13 protein-coding genes are annotated in these 15,333 nt (G+C 40.1%); 9 read left to right on the top strand and 4 right to left on the bottom strand.

Annotated elements, in window-relative coordinates; translation table 11 throughout:
- Positions 1 to 2: 2 nt before the first annotated feature.
- Together KO513_RS10650 and KO513_RS10645 are read left to right on the top strand one after the other, a co-directional pair.
- Positions 3 to 977, top strand: a complete 975-nt coding sequence (locus KO513_RS10650) for a ThuA domain-containing protein (protein WP_215913364.1) — start codon at positions 3 to 5, stop codon at positions 975 to 977.
- A gap of 2 nt (positions 978 to 979) precedes the next feature.
- On the top strand, positions 980 to 1,369 hold the full coding sequence (locus KO513_RS10645; RefSeq protein ID WP_215913363.1) for a DUF2721 domain-containing protein: 390 nt from the start codon (positions 980 to 982) through the stop codon (positions 1,367 to 1,369).
- 262 nt (positions 1,370 to 1,631) lie between these two features.
- On the opposite strand, the gene KO513_RS10640 is transcribed toward KO513_RS10645, so the two are convergent.
- Both KO513_RS10640 and KO513_RS10635 read right to left on the bottom strand, forming a co-directional pair.
- Positions 1,632 to 2,621 (bottom strand): succinylglutamate desuccinylase/aspartoacylase family protein, encoded by a 990-nt coding sequence (locus KO513_RS10640; protein WP_215436532.1) that lies wholly within the window; start codon positions 2,619 to 2,621, stop codon positions 1,632 to 1,634.
- Positions 2,622 to 2,662: 41 nt separating this feature from the next.
- Positions 2,663 to 3,553, bottom strand: coding sequence for a RimK family alpha-L-glutamate ligase (locus KO513_RS10635; protein ID WP_215913362.1), 891 nt, complete (start codon positions 3,551 to 3,553; stop codon positions 2,663 to 2,665).
- A gap of 259 nt (positions 3,554 to 3,812) precedes the next feature.
- Here KO513_RS10635 and KO513_RS10630 point away from each other — a divergent pair, with 259 nt between their 5' ends.
- From KO513_RS10630 to KO513_RS10610, 5 genes are all read left to right on the top strand, one after another.
- Positions 3,813 to 4,481: a succinate dehydrogenase cytochrome b subunit gene (locus KO513_RS10630; RefSeq protein ID WP_215913361.1), complete on the top strand. Its 669-nt coding sequence runs from the start codon at positions 3,813 to 3,815 to the stop codon at positions 4,479 to 4,481.
- 2 nt (positions 4,482 to 4,483) lie between these two features.
- Positions 4,484 to 6,487 (top strand): fumarate reductase/succinate dehydrogenase flavoprotein subunit, encoded by a 2,004-nt coding sequence (locus KO513_RS10625; protein WP_215913360.1) that lies wholly within the window; start codon positions 4,484 to 4,486, stop codon positions 6,485 to 6,487.
- A gap of 6 nt (positions 6,488 to 6,493) precedes the next feature.
- Entirely contained in the window at positions 6,494 to 7,240 is a 747-nt protein-coding gene (locus KO513_RS10620; protein ID WP_215436524.1) for a succinate dehydrogenase/fumarate reductase iron-sulfur subunit, read from the top strand.
- A gap of 88 nt (positions 7,241 to 7,328) precedes the next feature.
- Positions 7,329 to 7,799 carry a very short patch repair endonuclease gene (locus KO513_RS10615; RefSeq protein WP_215913359.1) on the top strand — a complete coding sequence of 157 codons (471 nt, stop codon included), beginning with the start codon at positions 7,329 to 7,331 and terminating at the stop codon, positions 7,797 to 7,799.
- A 92-nt stretch (positions 7,800 to 7,891) separates the two neighbouring features.
- The gene (locus KO513_RS10610) at positions 7,892 to 8,437 is read left to right on the top strand and encodes a type 1 glutamine amidotransferase domain-containing protein (protein WP_215913358.1); all 546 of its coding nucleotides are present in this window, start codon (positions 7,892 to 7,894) and stop codon (positions 8,435 to 8,437) included.
- A 388-nt stretch (positions 8,438 to 8,825) separates the two neighbouring features.
- On the opposite strand, the gene KO513_RS10605 is transcribed toward KO513_RS10610, so the two are convergent.
- Positions 8,826 to 11,690: a VPS10 domain-containing protein gene (locus tag KO513_RS10605; protein ID WP_215913357.1), complete on the bottom strand. Its 2,865-nt coding sequence runs from the start codon at positions 11,688 to 11,690 to the stop codon at positions 8,826 to 8,828.
- Positions 11,691 to 12,057: 367 nt separating this feature from the next.
- On the opposite strand from KO513_RS10605, the gene KO513_RS10600 reads away from it, so the two are divergent.
- Positions 12,058 to 13,350, top strand: coding sequence for an aminopeptidase P family protein (locus KO513_RS10600; RefSeq protein ID WP_215913356.1), 1,293 nt, complete (start codon positions 12,058 to 12,060; stop codon positions 13,348 to 13,350).
- Positions 13,351 to 13,358: 8 nt separating this feature from the next.
- On the opposite strand, the gene brnQ is transcribed toward KO513_RS10600, so the two are convergent.
- The gene (brnQ, locus tag KO513_RS10595; RefSeq protein WP_215913355.1) at positions 13,359 to 14,657 is read right to left on the bottom strand and encodes a branched-chain amino acid transport system II carrier protein; all 1,299 of its coding nucleotides are present in this window, start codon (positions 14,655 to 14,657) and stop codon (positions 13,359 to 13,361) included.
- A gap of 383 nt (positions 14,658 to 15,040) precedes the next feature.
- On the opposite strand from brnQ, the gene KO513_RS10590 reads away from it, so the two are divergent.
- A complete protein-coding gene (locus KO513_RS10590) occupies positions 15,041 to 15,259 on the top strand; it encodes a hypothetical protein (RefSeq protein ID WP_038236978.1) in 219 nt (72 codons plus the stop codon).
- The last annotated feature ends 74 nt before the right edge of the window (positions 15,260 to 15,333 follow it).

Here is a 15,333-nt window from a genome sequence, read left to right as displayed (position 1 = left end):
ACATGCGTAATTTTCGAACTTTAGTTGTACTGCTTTCTATGGTATTTGCATCAAATGCCACTTTTTCTCAAACATCTTCATCAAAGAAAATAAAAACGCTTATTGTAGACGGCCAGAATAACCACGTAGAGTGGCCTAAAATTACGTACATGTTAAAGACCGAAATGGAAAACACAGGATTGTTTACTGTTGAGGTTGCCCGTTCGGCATATACCTGGAAAGGAGATAAATTTATAGAAGAATTTCCTATTGCAAATCTTCCAAAAACCGAAGCTAAGGAGAAACCACAGACAGATCCTAATTATAGTCCTGATTTTTCAAAGTACGATTTGGTCATTTGTAATTTTGGGTGGAACGCAGCCCCATGGCCGGAAGCTACCCAGAAGAAATTTGAGAAATACATAAAAAAAGGAGGTGGATTGGTAGTTTTTCATGCTGCTGATAATTCTTTTCCTAAATGGGAGGCCTACAACCAAATGATCGGATTGGGCGGTTGGGGAGACCGTACCGAAAAAGATGGCCCTTACGTATATTATAATGATTCTGGCGAACTCATACGAGATAACTCGCCCGGAAATGCCGGTGCCCACGGTCCTCAAAGTGAGTATCAAGTTCAAATACGTGAGGAACACCCAATCACCAAGGGCATGCCAAAAGTATGGTTGCACACCAAAGATGAGCTCTATAATAGTCTTCGCGGTCCTGCAGAAAATATGACCATTTTGGCTACGGCTTATTCGGAGTCAGAAAATAAAGGAACAGGTAGACATGAGCCTGCGCTTATGACTTTGGAATATGGTAAAGGCCGTATATTCCATAATATTATGGGACACGTAGATTATTCCGTGGAATGTGTAGGCTTTATGACCAGCATGCTTAGAGGAGCTGAGTGGGCAGCTACAGGTAAGGTAACGCAATCCATTCCTGAAGATTTTCCCACAGCCGATAAAACAAGCTCTAGAAAGTTCGTAAAATAACCATGGAACTTACCTTAAGTATACCTGCATTACTTTTTCCTGCCATATCATTGACTATGCTGGCATATAATGCTAGGTACTTGGCTATTGCGGCATTAATCCGGCAACTTCATCGGAAGTATGAAGAAACGGCGTCACCTACTATTGCTTTGCAAGTAAAAAAGCTACGTAAACGCCTATCTATCATAAAGAATATGCAGGCCACCGCAATATTCAGTTTTTTATTGGCAGTAATTACCATGAGCTTAATTTATGTTGAATTGCGATTCTGGGCCAATCTGGTTTTTGGCATTAGTCTTTTGGCGCTTATGGTTTCTTTGGTGCTCTCTTTTATTGAGGTTCAACTCTCTACAAAAGCCCTCGAAATTCAACTAGAGGATATGGAAAAATAGAAATTCACGGCCGGATTTTAAAACGTTAAGAAACCGACTAACTAGTTTGTAAAAGGTATAAAAGGAAATGTTCTTGCTAAAGTTAAGTCCCGTTTTTTGTTGTTCAATCTTAGATGAATGTCATATATTATAGGCTTTTTCCGATTAGAGGGATAGCTTACAAACTGCTTAGTTGGTTTTTTTTGTAGGCGTTTCTTAAATTCTGAGAGATAACTTTTTTGATGTTTCGGTGAAGCATAGTTTAAATGGGATAAACACCACTTTATCTATCGGCTTGTATAACGCCTTTGTTGGTAGGCATGCCAATATGAAAAAGAGCATCACCTCTATTGACCACCGCCTGGTGATTAATGCAAAATACCAAACCATCAAAAGGGGCTTTTACTATTTTGCTCCGTTTGGCATAGGGTCCGGATACGATACCCAATACCTGCCCTTTTTTGATTTTACTGCCGTTTTCTATTTTTGGAACGAACATTCCTGCGGTAGGAGCCCGTAACCACTTTCTGCTGCCCAAATGAACCGTATTGTTCCGTTCAATATATTTGGGTTCAATAGTTGCTATCATATCAAAGTGCTTCATTACGTTCAGGACGCCTTGCATTCCTTCAATAATAGCGTGATTGTCAAACCGCATACTTTCTCCTGCTTCAAAGACCACTGTAGGTATTTTCATTTGAAAGGCCGCATTCCTGAACGAGCCCTTTATCAGCTTGGATGAAAAGGAAATGGGAGCATTAAATACCTTGGCCAGTTCTTCGCTTTGCTCATCTTTTTCGGTATACCTTATTTGCGGAAAATTGTGCCGTTGTCCTCCTCCTGTATGCAAGTCTATGCCATAATCTACTTGAGATAGAATTGCTGAGGTATAGTGATATGCAATTCGGCCGGCCATGGAGCCAATTTTAGAACCGGGAAAACTTCGGTTTACGTCTTTTCCATCAGGAACATCCCTGGAATAATGGATAAATCCAAAAATGTTTAGGATAGGTACTGCAATTACGGCACCACTGGTAATATTGAATCGTTTTTCGGTCAGCATTCGCCGTACAATTTCAATACCGTTTATCTCATCGCCATGAAGGCCGGCTTGTACCAAGAGTGTAGGGCCCGGTTTTTTTGAGTTAAATACATACACCGGTATGTCAATTAAAGTCCCGGTAGGTAACCTATCAATACTAATGTTTAATAATTTGGATTCTCCAGGTTTAACGCTTTCGCCTTCTATAGTTATGGTTTTGTTGTTTTCCATTTGGTTTTGTGATGTTCTTTTTTTTCTTGAAGTTTAAGAGGTTATCGTCTTCTCTTAAGGCAATTTTGTTCTACAAACTGTACAATTTCTTTGGCAACGTTTACTCCGGTTGCTGCTTCAATACCCTGCAATCCGGGTGAAGCATTTACCTCTAAAAGTAACGGACCTTTTTTTGAACGTATCAAATCTACGCCCGATACGCCTAAACCAATATATTTAGTGGCATTTATTGCCATTGCTTCTTCTTTGGGGGAGAGTTTTACGGCTTGGCTGCTGCCACCACGGTGTAAATTGGAGCGAAACTCGTCTTTTCCGCTGGTACGTTTCATACTGGCCACAACCTTGTTGCCAACTACAAAAACCCGAATATCCTCGCCTTTACTTTCCTCAATGAACTCCTGCATAAAAATGCCGGTTCCCATTTTGTAAAAAGTGTCTATAATGGACTTTGCCGATTTTTTGGTTTCCGCTAAAATAACCCCAAGGCCATGTGTACCTTCTTCTAGTTTAATGATAAGGGGTGCGCCACCAAGAAGTTCAATTTGCTGTTCAATATTATCCGGGTCTATGGAAAGGAGGGTTTCGGGTACGGGAATTCCTTTGTTGGACAGTAAAAGTAACGCTTTGGCCTTGTTTCTTGCTTTATAAATACCTGTAGAGTGCGCGGTACTGAACACTTTGTTCATTTCAAATTGCTTAACAACGGCTACGCCATGGTTGGTGACTTTAGAGCCTATACGGGGTATAATAGCGTCAAAAGCGTCTATTATGTTTTCTTGACGAAAAAGTACTTGAGGTTGGGCGGCACTAATTTTTACGGAACATTGGGTATGGTCTACCCATTCTATGTAGTGCCCTAATTTTTTGGCTTCGTCTGCTATTCTACGAGTTGAGTAGACATTCATACTAACTGAAAGGAGGCCAATATCCATATTAAAATATAAGTCTGTGGTAATTTAAGACCTTAATATCGTTCAAAAAATGGATATGCGGAAACTGGAAGTTAAAAATTGAAGAATAAAGTATTTTATTTTAAAATCTAACTGGAAGTTCAAAAATCTGGAGAAAGGCGTGAAGGCCTTGCTTAAAACGTTTCTAAATACTTTACTAAAGAGACTCAAAGTTTGTTAAAGCCAAGCTTATGCCCTAATTTTGTCTACAGTCTTTAAACTAACTCCAACTTATTATAAAATGAGCGGATTGATAAAATCTTCGATAGCCCGAAAAGTGGTCATGGCCCTATCGGGTCTTTTTTTGGTCTTTTTTCTTTTGCAACACTTTGTCATTAACATTACTTCGGTAATTGCGCCCGATACTTTTAACGAGTGGTCGCATTTTATGGGTTACAACGGTTTGGTGCAGTACATCTTGCAGCCCGTACTTATAGCCGGTGTAGTAGTTCACTTTGTTATGGGTATTGCACTTGAACTAAAGAATAACAAGGCAAGAGCCGTAAAGTACAAGAAGTACAACGGTGGAGCCAATTCTTCCTGGATGTCCAGAAACATGATTGTAACCGGTTTGGTTATCCTTGCTTTTCTTGGATTACACTTGTACGATTTTTGGGTACACGAAATGGCATACAAGTACATTGAGGTAAATCCTGAAGACCCAACACGTTACTATGCGGAAACCGTAGAAAAGTTTGAGCCGTTCTTGAGAACTATTCTTTACGTGATTTCTTTTGTGCTTTTATCATTGCACTTATGGCACGGTTTTGCTTCGTCTTTTCAGTCGGTAGGGGTGAACAACAAGTACTCTGCAGGCATTCAGACTTTCACTAAAATATACTCTATAGCAATTCCATTAGGATTTATTTTTATCGCTCTTTACCATCATTTTAACCCAATAACACATTAATTATGGGCATATTGGATTCAAAAGTTCCAAAAGGGCCATTGGCCGCTAAATGGACCCAACATAAAAACGATATTAACCTGGTAAACCCTGCCAACAAACGTAATATTGATATTATAGTTGTGGGAACTGGGCTTGCAGGTGGTTCTGCCGCTGCTACTTTAGCAGAGTTAGGCTATAACGTAAAAACATTTTGCTACCAAGATTCACCTCGTAGGGCGCACTCTATTGCCGCTCAGGGTGGTATTAACGCAGCAAAAAACTATCAAGGTGATGGCGATAGTGCCTACCGTCTTTTTTACGATACTATAAAAGGGGGCGATTACCGTTCTCGTGAGGCCAACGTTTATCGTTTGGCAGAAGAATCGGCCAATATTATTGACCAATGTGTTGCGCAAGGGGTTCCTTTTGCAAGAGAATATGGTGGATTGTTGGACAACCGTTCTTTTGGTGGTGTACTGGTGTCGCGTACGTTTTATGCAAAAGGACAAACAGGGCAGCAGCTTTTATTAGGTGCCTATGCGGCCATGAACAGACAAATTAATAGAGGTAAAATACAATCGTTCAACCGTCATGAAATGATGGATTTGGTACTTGTTAATGGAAAAGCAAGAGGAATCATTGCACGTGACTTGGTTACGGGTAAAATTGAACGTCACTCTGCTCACGCAGTTGTTTTGGCTACTGGAGGTTACGGAAACGTATTCTTCCTATCTACCAACGCTATGGGAAGTAACGTAATGGCCGCTTGGAGAGCACACCGTAAAGGAGCCTTCTTTGCAAACCCATGTTTTACCCAGATTCACCCTACTTGTATTCCGGTTTCAGGTGACCATCAATCTAAATTAACTTTAATGTCCGAGTCGCTCCGTAATGACGGTCGTATTTGGGTGCCAAAACGTATTGATGATGCGGTTGCGATCAGGGAAGGGAAATTAAAACCTATTCAGCTTAAAGAAGAAGATCGCGATTATTACCTAGAGCGAAGATATCCTGCTTTTGGAAACTTGGTGCCTCGTGACGTGGCTTCACGTGCGGCCAAAGAACGTTGTGATGCCGGTTTTGGAGTGAACAAGACGGGAGAGGCCGTTTATTTGGATTTTGCTTCGGCAATTCAACGTTACGGTAAAGAGGAAGCGCTTACACAGGGTATTAAAAATGCCGATGACAAGGAAATAACACGCTTAGGTAAAAAAGTAATAGAGGCGAAATACGGAAACCTTTTTCAGATGTACGAGAAAATCGTAGATGAGAATCCGTATGAAACCCCAATGATGATTTACCCAGCGGTTCACTATACCATGGGCGGTCTTTGGGTAGATTATAACTTACAGACCACTATAGAAGGATGTTATTGTGCAGGTGAAGCTAATTTTAGTGATCACGGAGCCAACCGTTTAGGGGCTTCTGCATTAATGCAAGGTCTTGCAGATGGCTATTTTGTATTGCCTTATACAATTGGAGATTACCTATCCAAAGATATTAGAACGGGAGCCATCCCAACGGATTCTGCGGAGTTTGACGCTGCAGAAACTGCGGTTAAAGAAAGGTTGAACAAATTAATGTCCGGTAGCGGACAGCACTCTGTAGATTATTACCATAAGAAATTAGGTAAGATCATGTGGGATAAGTGTGGTATGGCCAGAAACGCCAAAGATTTACAAATAGCCATTGATGAAATTTCTGCACTACGTGCCGATTTCTGGGCAAATGTAAAAATACCAGGAAAAGCAGACGGCATGAACCAAGAGCTTGAAAAAGCGGGTCGTGTTGCAGATTTCTTGGAACTAGGCGAATTGTTCGCTAAAGATGCCCTAACCAGAAACGAATCTTGTGGAGGTCACTTTAGGGAGGAATACCAAACTGCAGAAGGTGAAGCGCTACGTGACGATGAGAACTTTAAATTTGTTTCCGCTTGGGAATACAAAGGAGAACCTAAAGATGCCGTGTTGCATAAAGAGGAGTTGGTTTACGAGAATATTGAATTGAAGACAAGAAGTTATAAATAAATAGCTATGAAGCTTAACTTAAAAATATGGCGTCAAAAAGATGCTAAGTCCAAAGGTGAACTTGTAGACTATCCTATTAAAGGTATAGAAGGCGATATGTCTTTTCTTGAAATGTTGGATGTTCTTAACGAAGAACTGATTAACAAAGGAGACGAGCCAGTACAATTTGACCATGACTGTCGTGAAGGAATTTGTGGTGCTTGTTCATTGCAAATAAATGGTGAGCCTCATGGTCCAGACCGTTTGGTAACTACATGTCAGTTGCATATGCGTAAGTTTAAAGATGGCGATACTATTGTTATTGAGCCATTTCGTGCAACGGCCTTTCCGGTTATCAATGATTTGGTAGTAGATAGAAGTTCTTTTGATAGAATTCAACAGGCTGGTGGGTATATTTCCGTAAATACTTCAGGTAATACGGTAGATGCCAATGCTATTCCTATTAACAAGCATGCGGCAGATGAAGCAATGGATGCAGCAACCTGTATTGGTTGTGGTGCCTGTGTAGCAGCTTGTAAAAATGCCAGCGCCATGTTATTTACATCGGCAAAAGTATCGCAATTTGCTTTGTTGCCCCAGGGGCAAGTAGAAGCCGTTGATCGTGTTCAAAATATGGTACGCCAAATGGATTTGGAAGGTTTTGGTAACTGTACCAACACCGGAGCGTGTGAAGTGGAATGTCCTAAAGGAATTTCATTAGAGAACATTGCCCGTATGAACCGTGAATATTTAAGCGCTACTACAAAAGGTTAACCTATATACGAGTGCTAAACGCACTTTATAATATTTAAAATCCCAAACACCTATTTTAGGAGTTTGGGATTTTTTGTTATTTTCAACTATGCCCAAAGACTATCCTAAAGAGCGAATTAAAGTTCCCCGTTTTAACGAGGAATCGGGTTTCTATACTACGCCCAAGCGTTCTAAGATTATGAGTAAAATCAGGGGCAAGAACACAAAACCGGAACTGGCATTTAGAAAGGCGCTTTATGCGGCCGGGTACCGCTATCGCATAGACTACAAAAAGTTGATCGGTAAACCGGATATCGTCCTAAAAAAATATAAAACCGTTATTTTTATAGATGGTGAATATTGGCATGGCCACAACTGGGAGGAAAGAAAACCAAAGGTAAAGACCAATAGAGAATTTTGGATTGCTAAAATAGAACGGAACATTCAGCGGGATGAGGAAGTCAATGAAGAGTTAGAGCGCTTAGGTTACAAGGTGTTTCGATTTTGGGAAACCGAAATTAAAAAGGAACTTGATCGATGTTTAACTGAAGTAATCCATCATTTGCAATCTTATCAATAGAGCAAGTATCCATTTGTTTTCCGTCAATGCAAACTGCTATTAACCGGTATCTTGCAGTATAATAAATTAATAATCATTAAAAAATTATACATATGAAGAGGATAGCAATTTTAGCTACAAATGGATTTGAAGAAAGCGAATTAAGATCACCAAAAGAAGCCATGGAAAAAGAAGGCTTTAAGGTAGATATCGTGAGTCTGGAATCAGGGGAAATCAAAGGATGGGCCAATGGCAATTGGTCTAACTCATATAAAGTGGATAAAACCATAGACCAAGTAACTGCGGAAGACTATAACGCACTAATGTTGCCTGGCGGTGTTATTAATCCTGATAAGCTGAGAAGAGAAGAGAGAGTATTAACTTTCGTAAGAGACTTCTTTAAGCAAGAGAAGCCCGTAGCAGCAATATGTCATGCAGCTTGGACACTAATTAGTGCAGACGTGGTAGAAGGCCGTAAAATGACTAGTTTTAATTCTATTAAGGACGATTTAGTAAACGCTGGAGCGAACTGGGTAGATGAGGAAGTAGTAGTAGACCAAGGGTTTGTAACCAGTAGAAATCCTGATGATTTACCAGCCTTTAATTCAAAACTGGTAGAAGAAATTAAAGAAGGTAAACACGAAGAACAGCACGCATAGGAATAAAGCGTAGCTAACCGTGATTAAAATATGGCCTCTGCAAACTGCAGGGGCTTTTTTTATTTCGGACTTTAGGAAATTTAATTAGCGCTTGATAGCATTTCATCGGTGAAATGAGCTGCTTGTATTTTTCACAACAGGCTGGGATGAGTTCACAACAATAATTTAGGCGAATGAGAAATCGTCCGTAAGTTTACAGTGTAATTAAGTGATAGTAATGACCCCAAATCTACTCTTGAACTTAACCGAAACAAGTAACGAATTCCAAGTCCGCTACTTAACCTACAGAAGCTTATAGAAAATACCGGTCCCCACCGGAAAGTTTAAAAACCCACTTAAAAAGAAAAGCCCCGATAAGGGGCTTTCTTTTTTTTCGCTGTATTATGGGTCAATCAATAGTAAACGTTACTTCTGAAGATTTTCCGCTACCTTTTAATTGAACCGTATATTTCCCTTTGGGCAAATAGGTTTTTCCGTCCTTTGCAGTCTCTAGATTTGTTTTGCTCTTTTTTTCAAAAGCTGCTTTTCCGGCATCTGTAAAGGCTAGATCATACGAAAGTATATTAAGGCCCTTATCCGCTTTTAGTTCCGCCTTACTCACAATTACACCTTGGTCAGAGGTAATAACAGCTTCATATGAATTGGCTTCAGCACTATAAAAAGTAATATCAAGACCCGGTGTGCTAGCTTTTGCCCAAGTGCTTGGCGGGTTGCCCCAATTTTTAGAGTGTTTAATATTTTCCAAAACAAAAACCACCAACTCTTTTTTAAGTAGTTCAGGAGTCATTTTTTGAAGAACAGAAATAGCTGCTTTATAAATACTTCGCCCGTGCGTACCAACTAAAAGATGCTTGGCTTCCGGTTGAATTACCAAATCATGAACGGCCACATTGGGCATTCCGTTTTGAAAAAGCTCCCAAGAACCCCCTTGATCAAAAGATACGTACAGACCATTATCGGTTCCAACAAAAAGAAGGTTTTCGTTTTCAGGGTCTTCAACAATTACGTTCACTGCAGCTGTAGGAATACCAGTTGCAATGGTTTCCCAAGTTTTTCCATAGTCGTCGCTTTTAAAAATATAAGGTGTAAAATCATCCCACCTGTAACCGTTTAAACAGAGATATACACGCTCTTTTTTATGTTTGGAAGCTACAATACGGCTCACCCAAAGCTTGGCATCCATTTGAACTTCAGCTATGTTTTTTGAAATGTTCTCCCAGTTGCTTCCTCCATCCTTTGAAACATGAACGAGTCCGTCATCACTTCCCGTGTACAAAAGGCCAAAGGAGAAAGGCGATTCCGATAAGGTAGTGAGTGTTCCGTAGGCCACATTGCCCCGTTTTCCACCGTGGGTAAGGTCTGGTGATATCGTTTCCCAATCATCTCCTTGATTCATGGAACGATGAAGTTTGTTGCTGCCCAAGTAAAGAATATCCTGGTTATGTGGTGAAAGCAAGATTGGGGTTTGCCAATTAAACCGGTACGGAGCCTCGCCCAATTCATGCTTTGGTTGAATATAGTATCGTTTTCCGCTGTTCTTATCAATCCTGTAATAATTACCAAATTGATATCCGGTGTAGACGGTATTATGGTTGCGGTTATCTATTTCTATTTGCATACCGTCGCCTCCCATTAGGGATTTCCACGGGTAATCTCCCGTTTGGTGCCATTTTTTGTTTTCCTCTGCATTCTGGGCACCTTCCCATACCCCATTGTCCTGTAGACCGCCATATACATGATAGGGCTCTTGATTATCTACATTTATCGCATAGAATTGGCCTACTGTGGGCGAGTTGTTCTTGATCCAGTTTCCCCCATCATCATAAGAAATATTAACACCACCGTCATTGCCATTTATTAGATGGCCCGGCATATATGGATTGACCCATAGTGCATGGTGATCGGCATGTACGTTATCACCGTTTATAGAAGTGTAGGTTTTGCCTCCATCTGCGGATTTTATTATGGGTACCCCTCCCAAATATATTTTGTTTACATCGTTGGGGTCTACCCGTATTTCACCAAAATAATATCCGTAACTGTACAATAGACCATCAATATAATCTTCGTTCTGTTTTTGCCATGATTTTCCTCCATCATTACTCTGGTATACCTCCGCACCGATTACGGGAGTGTCAAAAAGGGCGGAATTCGCATTTTCCAGGTATTTAGTGATGTCTGCCGGTTTAGCTACACCACTGCGAATCATTTGTTTCACATTTTCGGCACGGTATTTTTCCTGAAAATTATTTGTTTTTAGAAAGGCGTTCAGTTTCTTGTCATCAAGTTTTAGAAAATCGATTTCAGACATCGACTTAAAATCTTCTTTTGACAGTTCATTGGATTTTTTTTCGTGCTTTTCAGTTTTCTCCCGATGTTCCTGATTGTCTAGAAAAGCGTACACCGTGTTTTCATCAAATACGGCCAACCCAATACGGCCAACCCCATAACCGGTAGGAAAACCGCTTCCGTCATTTGAGATTTTTGTCCATGAACTTCCGCTATCGTTACTTTTGTAAATGCCCGAATCGTTTCCACTGCCAAGAAAATCCCATGCTTTTCTATCTTTTTCCCATGCGGAGGCGTAAAGGATATTAAAATTGCCCGGTACCTGAGCAATATCTATTATCCCGGCCGTGTCACTTATGAACAATGTTTTTTTCCATGTCTTGCCACCGTCTGTAGTTTTGTAGACGCCTCTTTCGGTATTTGGTGAATATAAGTGGCCTGTAACACCTATAACTACCTCATTTGGGTTGTTCTCATTTATAAGAATACGTCCAATGTGGTGGGAGTCTTTTAACCCAACATTCTGCCATGTTTTTCCTTGATCGATTGATTTTAAAATTCCCACTCCCGAGTAAGAGGATCTAGAGGCGTTGTTTTCGCCTGTTCCCACCCAAATTGTGCCTGTTTTCCAGTGAACGGCAATATCGCCAATATTCTGGGTTTCCGAGGAATCCATTATAGGAGAAAAAGAAGTTCCGTTATTGTTGGTGTACCATAACCCGCCACTGGCATACGCTACATAAAATTCTATGGGATTTTCAGGATTAACATCTAGATCAACAACCCTGCCGCTCATAACAGACGGACCAATATTTTTTAAAGGGATGTTCTTTACTAAAGAAGTGGTACCCATTTGCTTCTTAAGCTGAAGCCCTTGCTGAACAGCTTCGTATGAACTAGGCATATTTTGTGCGTTGCCGGTAAGCCAAAAAAGCAAGAGTAAGGATAGGCCAAAAAGTCTCATGATAATCAGTTTTCTACGTATCGGAAAGTTACTAAAACTGAGTTATAATATGCGCTTAACCCTAAGAAATACAGATAAAACTTACAAGTAAACCGTCATATACTAACAGTTAACGAGGAAACAGTTAAAATTTACAATTTCTGTTGTGTCCTAACTTAAATTTTTGTTAATTTATTCAAGAGGATGAAGCTAAAAACTAGTTTAAACGTCCTTTTTCAGTAAAATATTTGACCTGTTCACCACAGGTTTTAGAACAAGTAACATAACCAACTTTAATTAAGGACCCCAAAGGTTTTAACAAACCTTTGGGGTCTTACCATTTGTGGGTTCTTGTAAATCATTAATTTTGATAAAATTCAAAATTGATATGAAGTACGATCAAATAAAGAGTAGTCTTTTTATTAAAAACAGAAAGAAGTTTATGGCCGCAATGCAACCTAAAAGTATTGCTGTTTTTAACTCTAATGATATTTACCCGATAGGTGCGGATAGTACCTTGCCTTTTGAGCAGCATAGGGACCTATTTTATTTAAGTGGCGCGGATCAGGAAGAAACGATATTGGTTCTTTTCCCGGACGCACTTTCCAAGAAACATCGTGAAATACTTTTCGTAAGGGAAACCAATGCCCATATTGCCGTTTGGGAAGGTGAAAAACTAACGAAAGAGAAAGCTACGGAAGTCTCGGGAATTGAAACCATTTATTGGTTACAGGATTTTGACAAGGTATTTTTTGATTTGATGACCGAGGCAGATACCATCTACTTTAATACCAATGAGCACTACAGACAAGCGGTTGAAACACAAACCCGTGAGGACCGCTTTATAATTGATTGTAAACAAAAGTTCCCTGCACATAAGGTAGCTAAGAGCAATCCAATTTTACAAAAGATAAGAGGTGTAAAAGAACCCGAAGAAATAGAACTGATGCAGACGGCGTGTAACATTACGGATAAGGGGTTCCGTCGTGTGTTGAGTTTTACAAAGCCCGGTGTTTGGGAGTATGAGATAGAGGCGGAATTATTGCATGAATTTATTCGCAACCGTTCTAAGGGTTTTGCATATTCACCAATAATTGCGTCGGGTAATAATGCCAATGTTCTACATTATGTTGAAAACAACCAACAGTGTAAAAGTGGCGATTTAATTTTGATGGATACCGCAGCGGAATATGCCAATTATTCTTCAGACCTAACTAGAACAATTCCCGTTAACGGAAAATTTACTCCTCGTCAAAAAGAAGTGTACGAAGCTGTTCTGCGCGTAAAGAACGAGGCTACTAAAATGCTTGTGCCGGGTACAATTTGGGCGGACTATCATGTAGAATGTGGAAAACTGATGACTTCCGAACTTCTAGGTCTTGGTTTATTGGATAAAGCCGATGTTCAGAATGAAAATAAAGACTGGCCCGCCTATAAAAAATACTTCATGCACGGCACCAGTCACCATATTGGATTGAATACACATGATTATGGAGAACTGAAAAAGCCTATGGAAGCCAATATGGTCTTTACCGTGGAGCCCGGCATCTATATCCCAGAGGAAAAAATGGGTATTCGTATAGAGGATGATGTGGTCATCCAAGAAAAGGGAGAACCGTTTAACCTAATGGCCAATATTCCTATTGAAGTGGAGGAAATTGAAGAGTTGATGAATAAGTAAAATATGTATTAGTTGGCTGGGGTGGTTTTAGGGTTGTTCTTATGGAGCAAATTCACAATTACAAAAGCCACCCCTGCCGGCAATACCCATCCCAGGCTATATCCACTTAAAGGAATATACCCTTGAACCTCGGATAAGGCTTCGGTAAAACCAATACTTCCCAAAAAATCCGGAATACTGAAAATTACGGTAAGTAAAACCACTGCTCTGAATACTTTTTCAGATGCAAACTTTTCCGGCACTATATTTAAAAGAATAAGCACAATGGTAATAGGGTATATGAACATTAGTGCGGGCAGTGCAACGGCAATAATGTACCCCACATTAAACTGGCCCATGACCACACCTAAAATACAACCCAGTATGGCGGTAGTTAAATATACCGCGTGTGAATCGTGAAACCTATATTTTATAAAATCTGCCGTACCGGTTACAATTCCCACTGCGGTGGTAAAACAGGCTAGGCTTACCAGAATGCTCAAAAATAGATTGGCGGTATTACCCAAGGTTTTGGTGCTAATGCCACTAAGTAAGGCCGTACGTGAAATATCTGCACTGAATTCGCCGTGCATCAAAGCACCTGTAATGATGAGTCCGGTATAAATAAGTAGCAGACTTAGTCCGGCTAACCAGCCCGAACGTCTGATCAGGACTTTCTTTTCTTCGTAAGTAGCATCTTTTTTCTTCAGATTGATTGAAATAATAATTACGCCACCCACCACAACCGCGCCTATGGCATCAAAAGTTTGGTAACCTTCAAGAATGCCATCTGAAAACGGATTCTGAAATACAGTATCGCTAAAAGTGAAATCATAGGAAAATATAGCCGTACCTATTATAAGGAACAAAATCAAGATGATAGCTGGGGTCAAAAGCTTTCCTAAAATATTCAGTATTTGAGAACGGTTAATGACAAATACAAAAACAAGCGCAAAATATATAATACTGGTTAACAGCGGAGGTGAATCAAAAAAGGGCTGAATGGCCATCTCATGCGTAACCGCTGCCGTACGTGGTGAGGGCAAACTTATAGAAATCGTGTAGATAAGTAAAGAGTAGATGAGACTAAAAGCGGGTGAAACTTTTTTCCCAAAGTCAAAAATTGTACCCTGTAATTTGGCATGTGCCATAATGCCCATAATGGGAATGAGTACCGCGGAAGCACAAAACCCCAAAGCCACCAACCACCATAGATCTCCGGCTTTGTTGCCTAGAAGGGGAGGTAGTATGAGGTTACCGGCCCCAAAGAATAATGAGAACAATGCAAAAGCGGTAACCAGTACCTCTCTAGTTTCCTTTGTTAGCATAAAACGTAATTAGAAATACAAAGATGAACCATTTCTATTTGTCTATTGGATTGTTGTACTTCATCGAAAATTTAGATGGTCATTCATCGAGATCGACGAACGGCAAGCTAAAAAACAAGATGTACTAGTCCTAACATAAAATCGCGGAAAGATACCGTAAATTCACCTGATAACAAATGTACGGGAAGCCGATATTAAGGTGTTGTTCATCGAATAAAATGTATTTCATCGAAAAAACGGCACAATCGTAAGACCTTGCCCAATAAAAAAAGATATGGTAGCGTTCAAGTAGAAAGAGTGCCTAAAAATCACTAAAAAGTATAGACCCAAATTTGCAGTAAGCGGCTTCCCAAAAGCCGATGATGCGTTTTAAACCTACAACCATGAAGAAGTTTTTTTGCAGTTTATTCGGGCATCACTACACGGTGTCAAAAAAAGTGACCCTCCACATTAAAGAGTACAAATGTATCCATTGTGGAAAACAAGTTACAACAGACGTAAGTGGAAACCTTTCAACGCTTACTCCGGAACTGCAGGATATTAATAAAACCTTAGAAAATATATTTCAGAAAAGACATAGGGCAGCAGAGCATGCCGCTTAACTATGCTTTGGCACCGAAATCCTGAACCGTTATTGGCATCGGGATTTTAAACTTATTTCCGGAAATTTAGGAAA

The organism is Zobellia sp. B3R18, from assembly GCF_018860715.1.
Lineage (GTDB): Bacteria > Bacteroidota > Bacteroidia > Flavobacteriales > Flavobacteriaceae > Zobellia > Zobellia russellii.
Note: the sequence above shows the minus strand (reverse complement) of the source record. Positions and strands in the feature narration are given on the sequence as shown.

Bases quoted from the DNA above. Each gene is read 5' to 3' on its own strand.
- KO513_RS10615 (WP_215913359.1), top strand. From the start codon at position 7,329: ATGCCCAAAGACTATCCTAAAGAGCGAATTAAAGTTCCCCGTTTTAAC.
- KO513_RS10635 (WP_215913362.1), bottom strand. From the start codon at position 3,553: ATGGATATTGGCCTCCTTTCAGTTAGTATGAATGTCTACTCAACTCGT.
- KO513_RS10610 (WP_215913358.1), top strand. From the start codon at position 7,892: ATGAAGAGGATAGCAATTTTAGCTACAAATGGATTTGAAGAAAGCGAA.
- KO513_RS10640 (WP_215436532.1), bottom strand. From the start codon at position 2,621: ATGGAAAACAACAAAACCATAACTATAGAAGGCGAAAGCGTTAAACCT.
- KO513_RS10630 (WP_215913361.1), top strand. From the start codon at position 3,813: ATGAGCGGATTGATAAAATCTTCGATAGCCCGAAAAGTGGTCATGGCC.
- brnQ (WP_215913355.1), bottom strand. From the start codon at position 14,657: ATGCTAACAAAGGAAACTAGAGAGGTACTGGTTACCGCTTTTGCATTG.
- KO513_RS10600 (WP_215913356.1), top strand. From the start codon at position 12,058: ATGAAGTACGATCAAATAAAGAGTAGTCTTTTTATTAAAAACAGAAAG.
- KO513_RS10625 (WP_215913360.1), top strand. From the start codon at position 4,484: ATGGGCATATTGGATTCAAAAGTTCCAAAAGGGCCATTGGCCGCTAAA.
- KO513_RS10645 (WP_215913363.1), top strand. From the start codon at position 980: ATGGAACTTACCTTAAGTATACCTGCATTACTTTTTCCTGCCATATCA.
- KO513_RS10650 (WP_215913364.1), top strand. From the start codon at position 3: ATGCGTAATTTTCGAACTTTAGTTGTACTGCTTTCTATGGTATTTGCA.
- KO513_RS10620 (WP_215436524.1), top strand. From the start codon at position 6,494: ATGAAGCTTAACTTAAAAATATGGCGTCAAAAAGATGCTAAGTCCAAA.
- KO513_RS10590 (WP_038236978.1), top strand. From the start codon at position 15,041: ATGAAGAAGTTTTTTTGCAGTTTATTCGGGCATCACTACACGGTGTCA.
- KO513_RS10605 (WP_215913357.1), bottom strand. From the start codon at position 11,690: ATGAGACTTTTTGGCCTATCCTTACTCTTGCTTTTTTGGCTTACCGGC.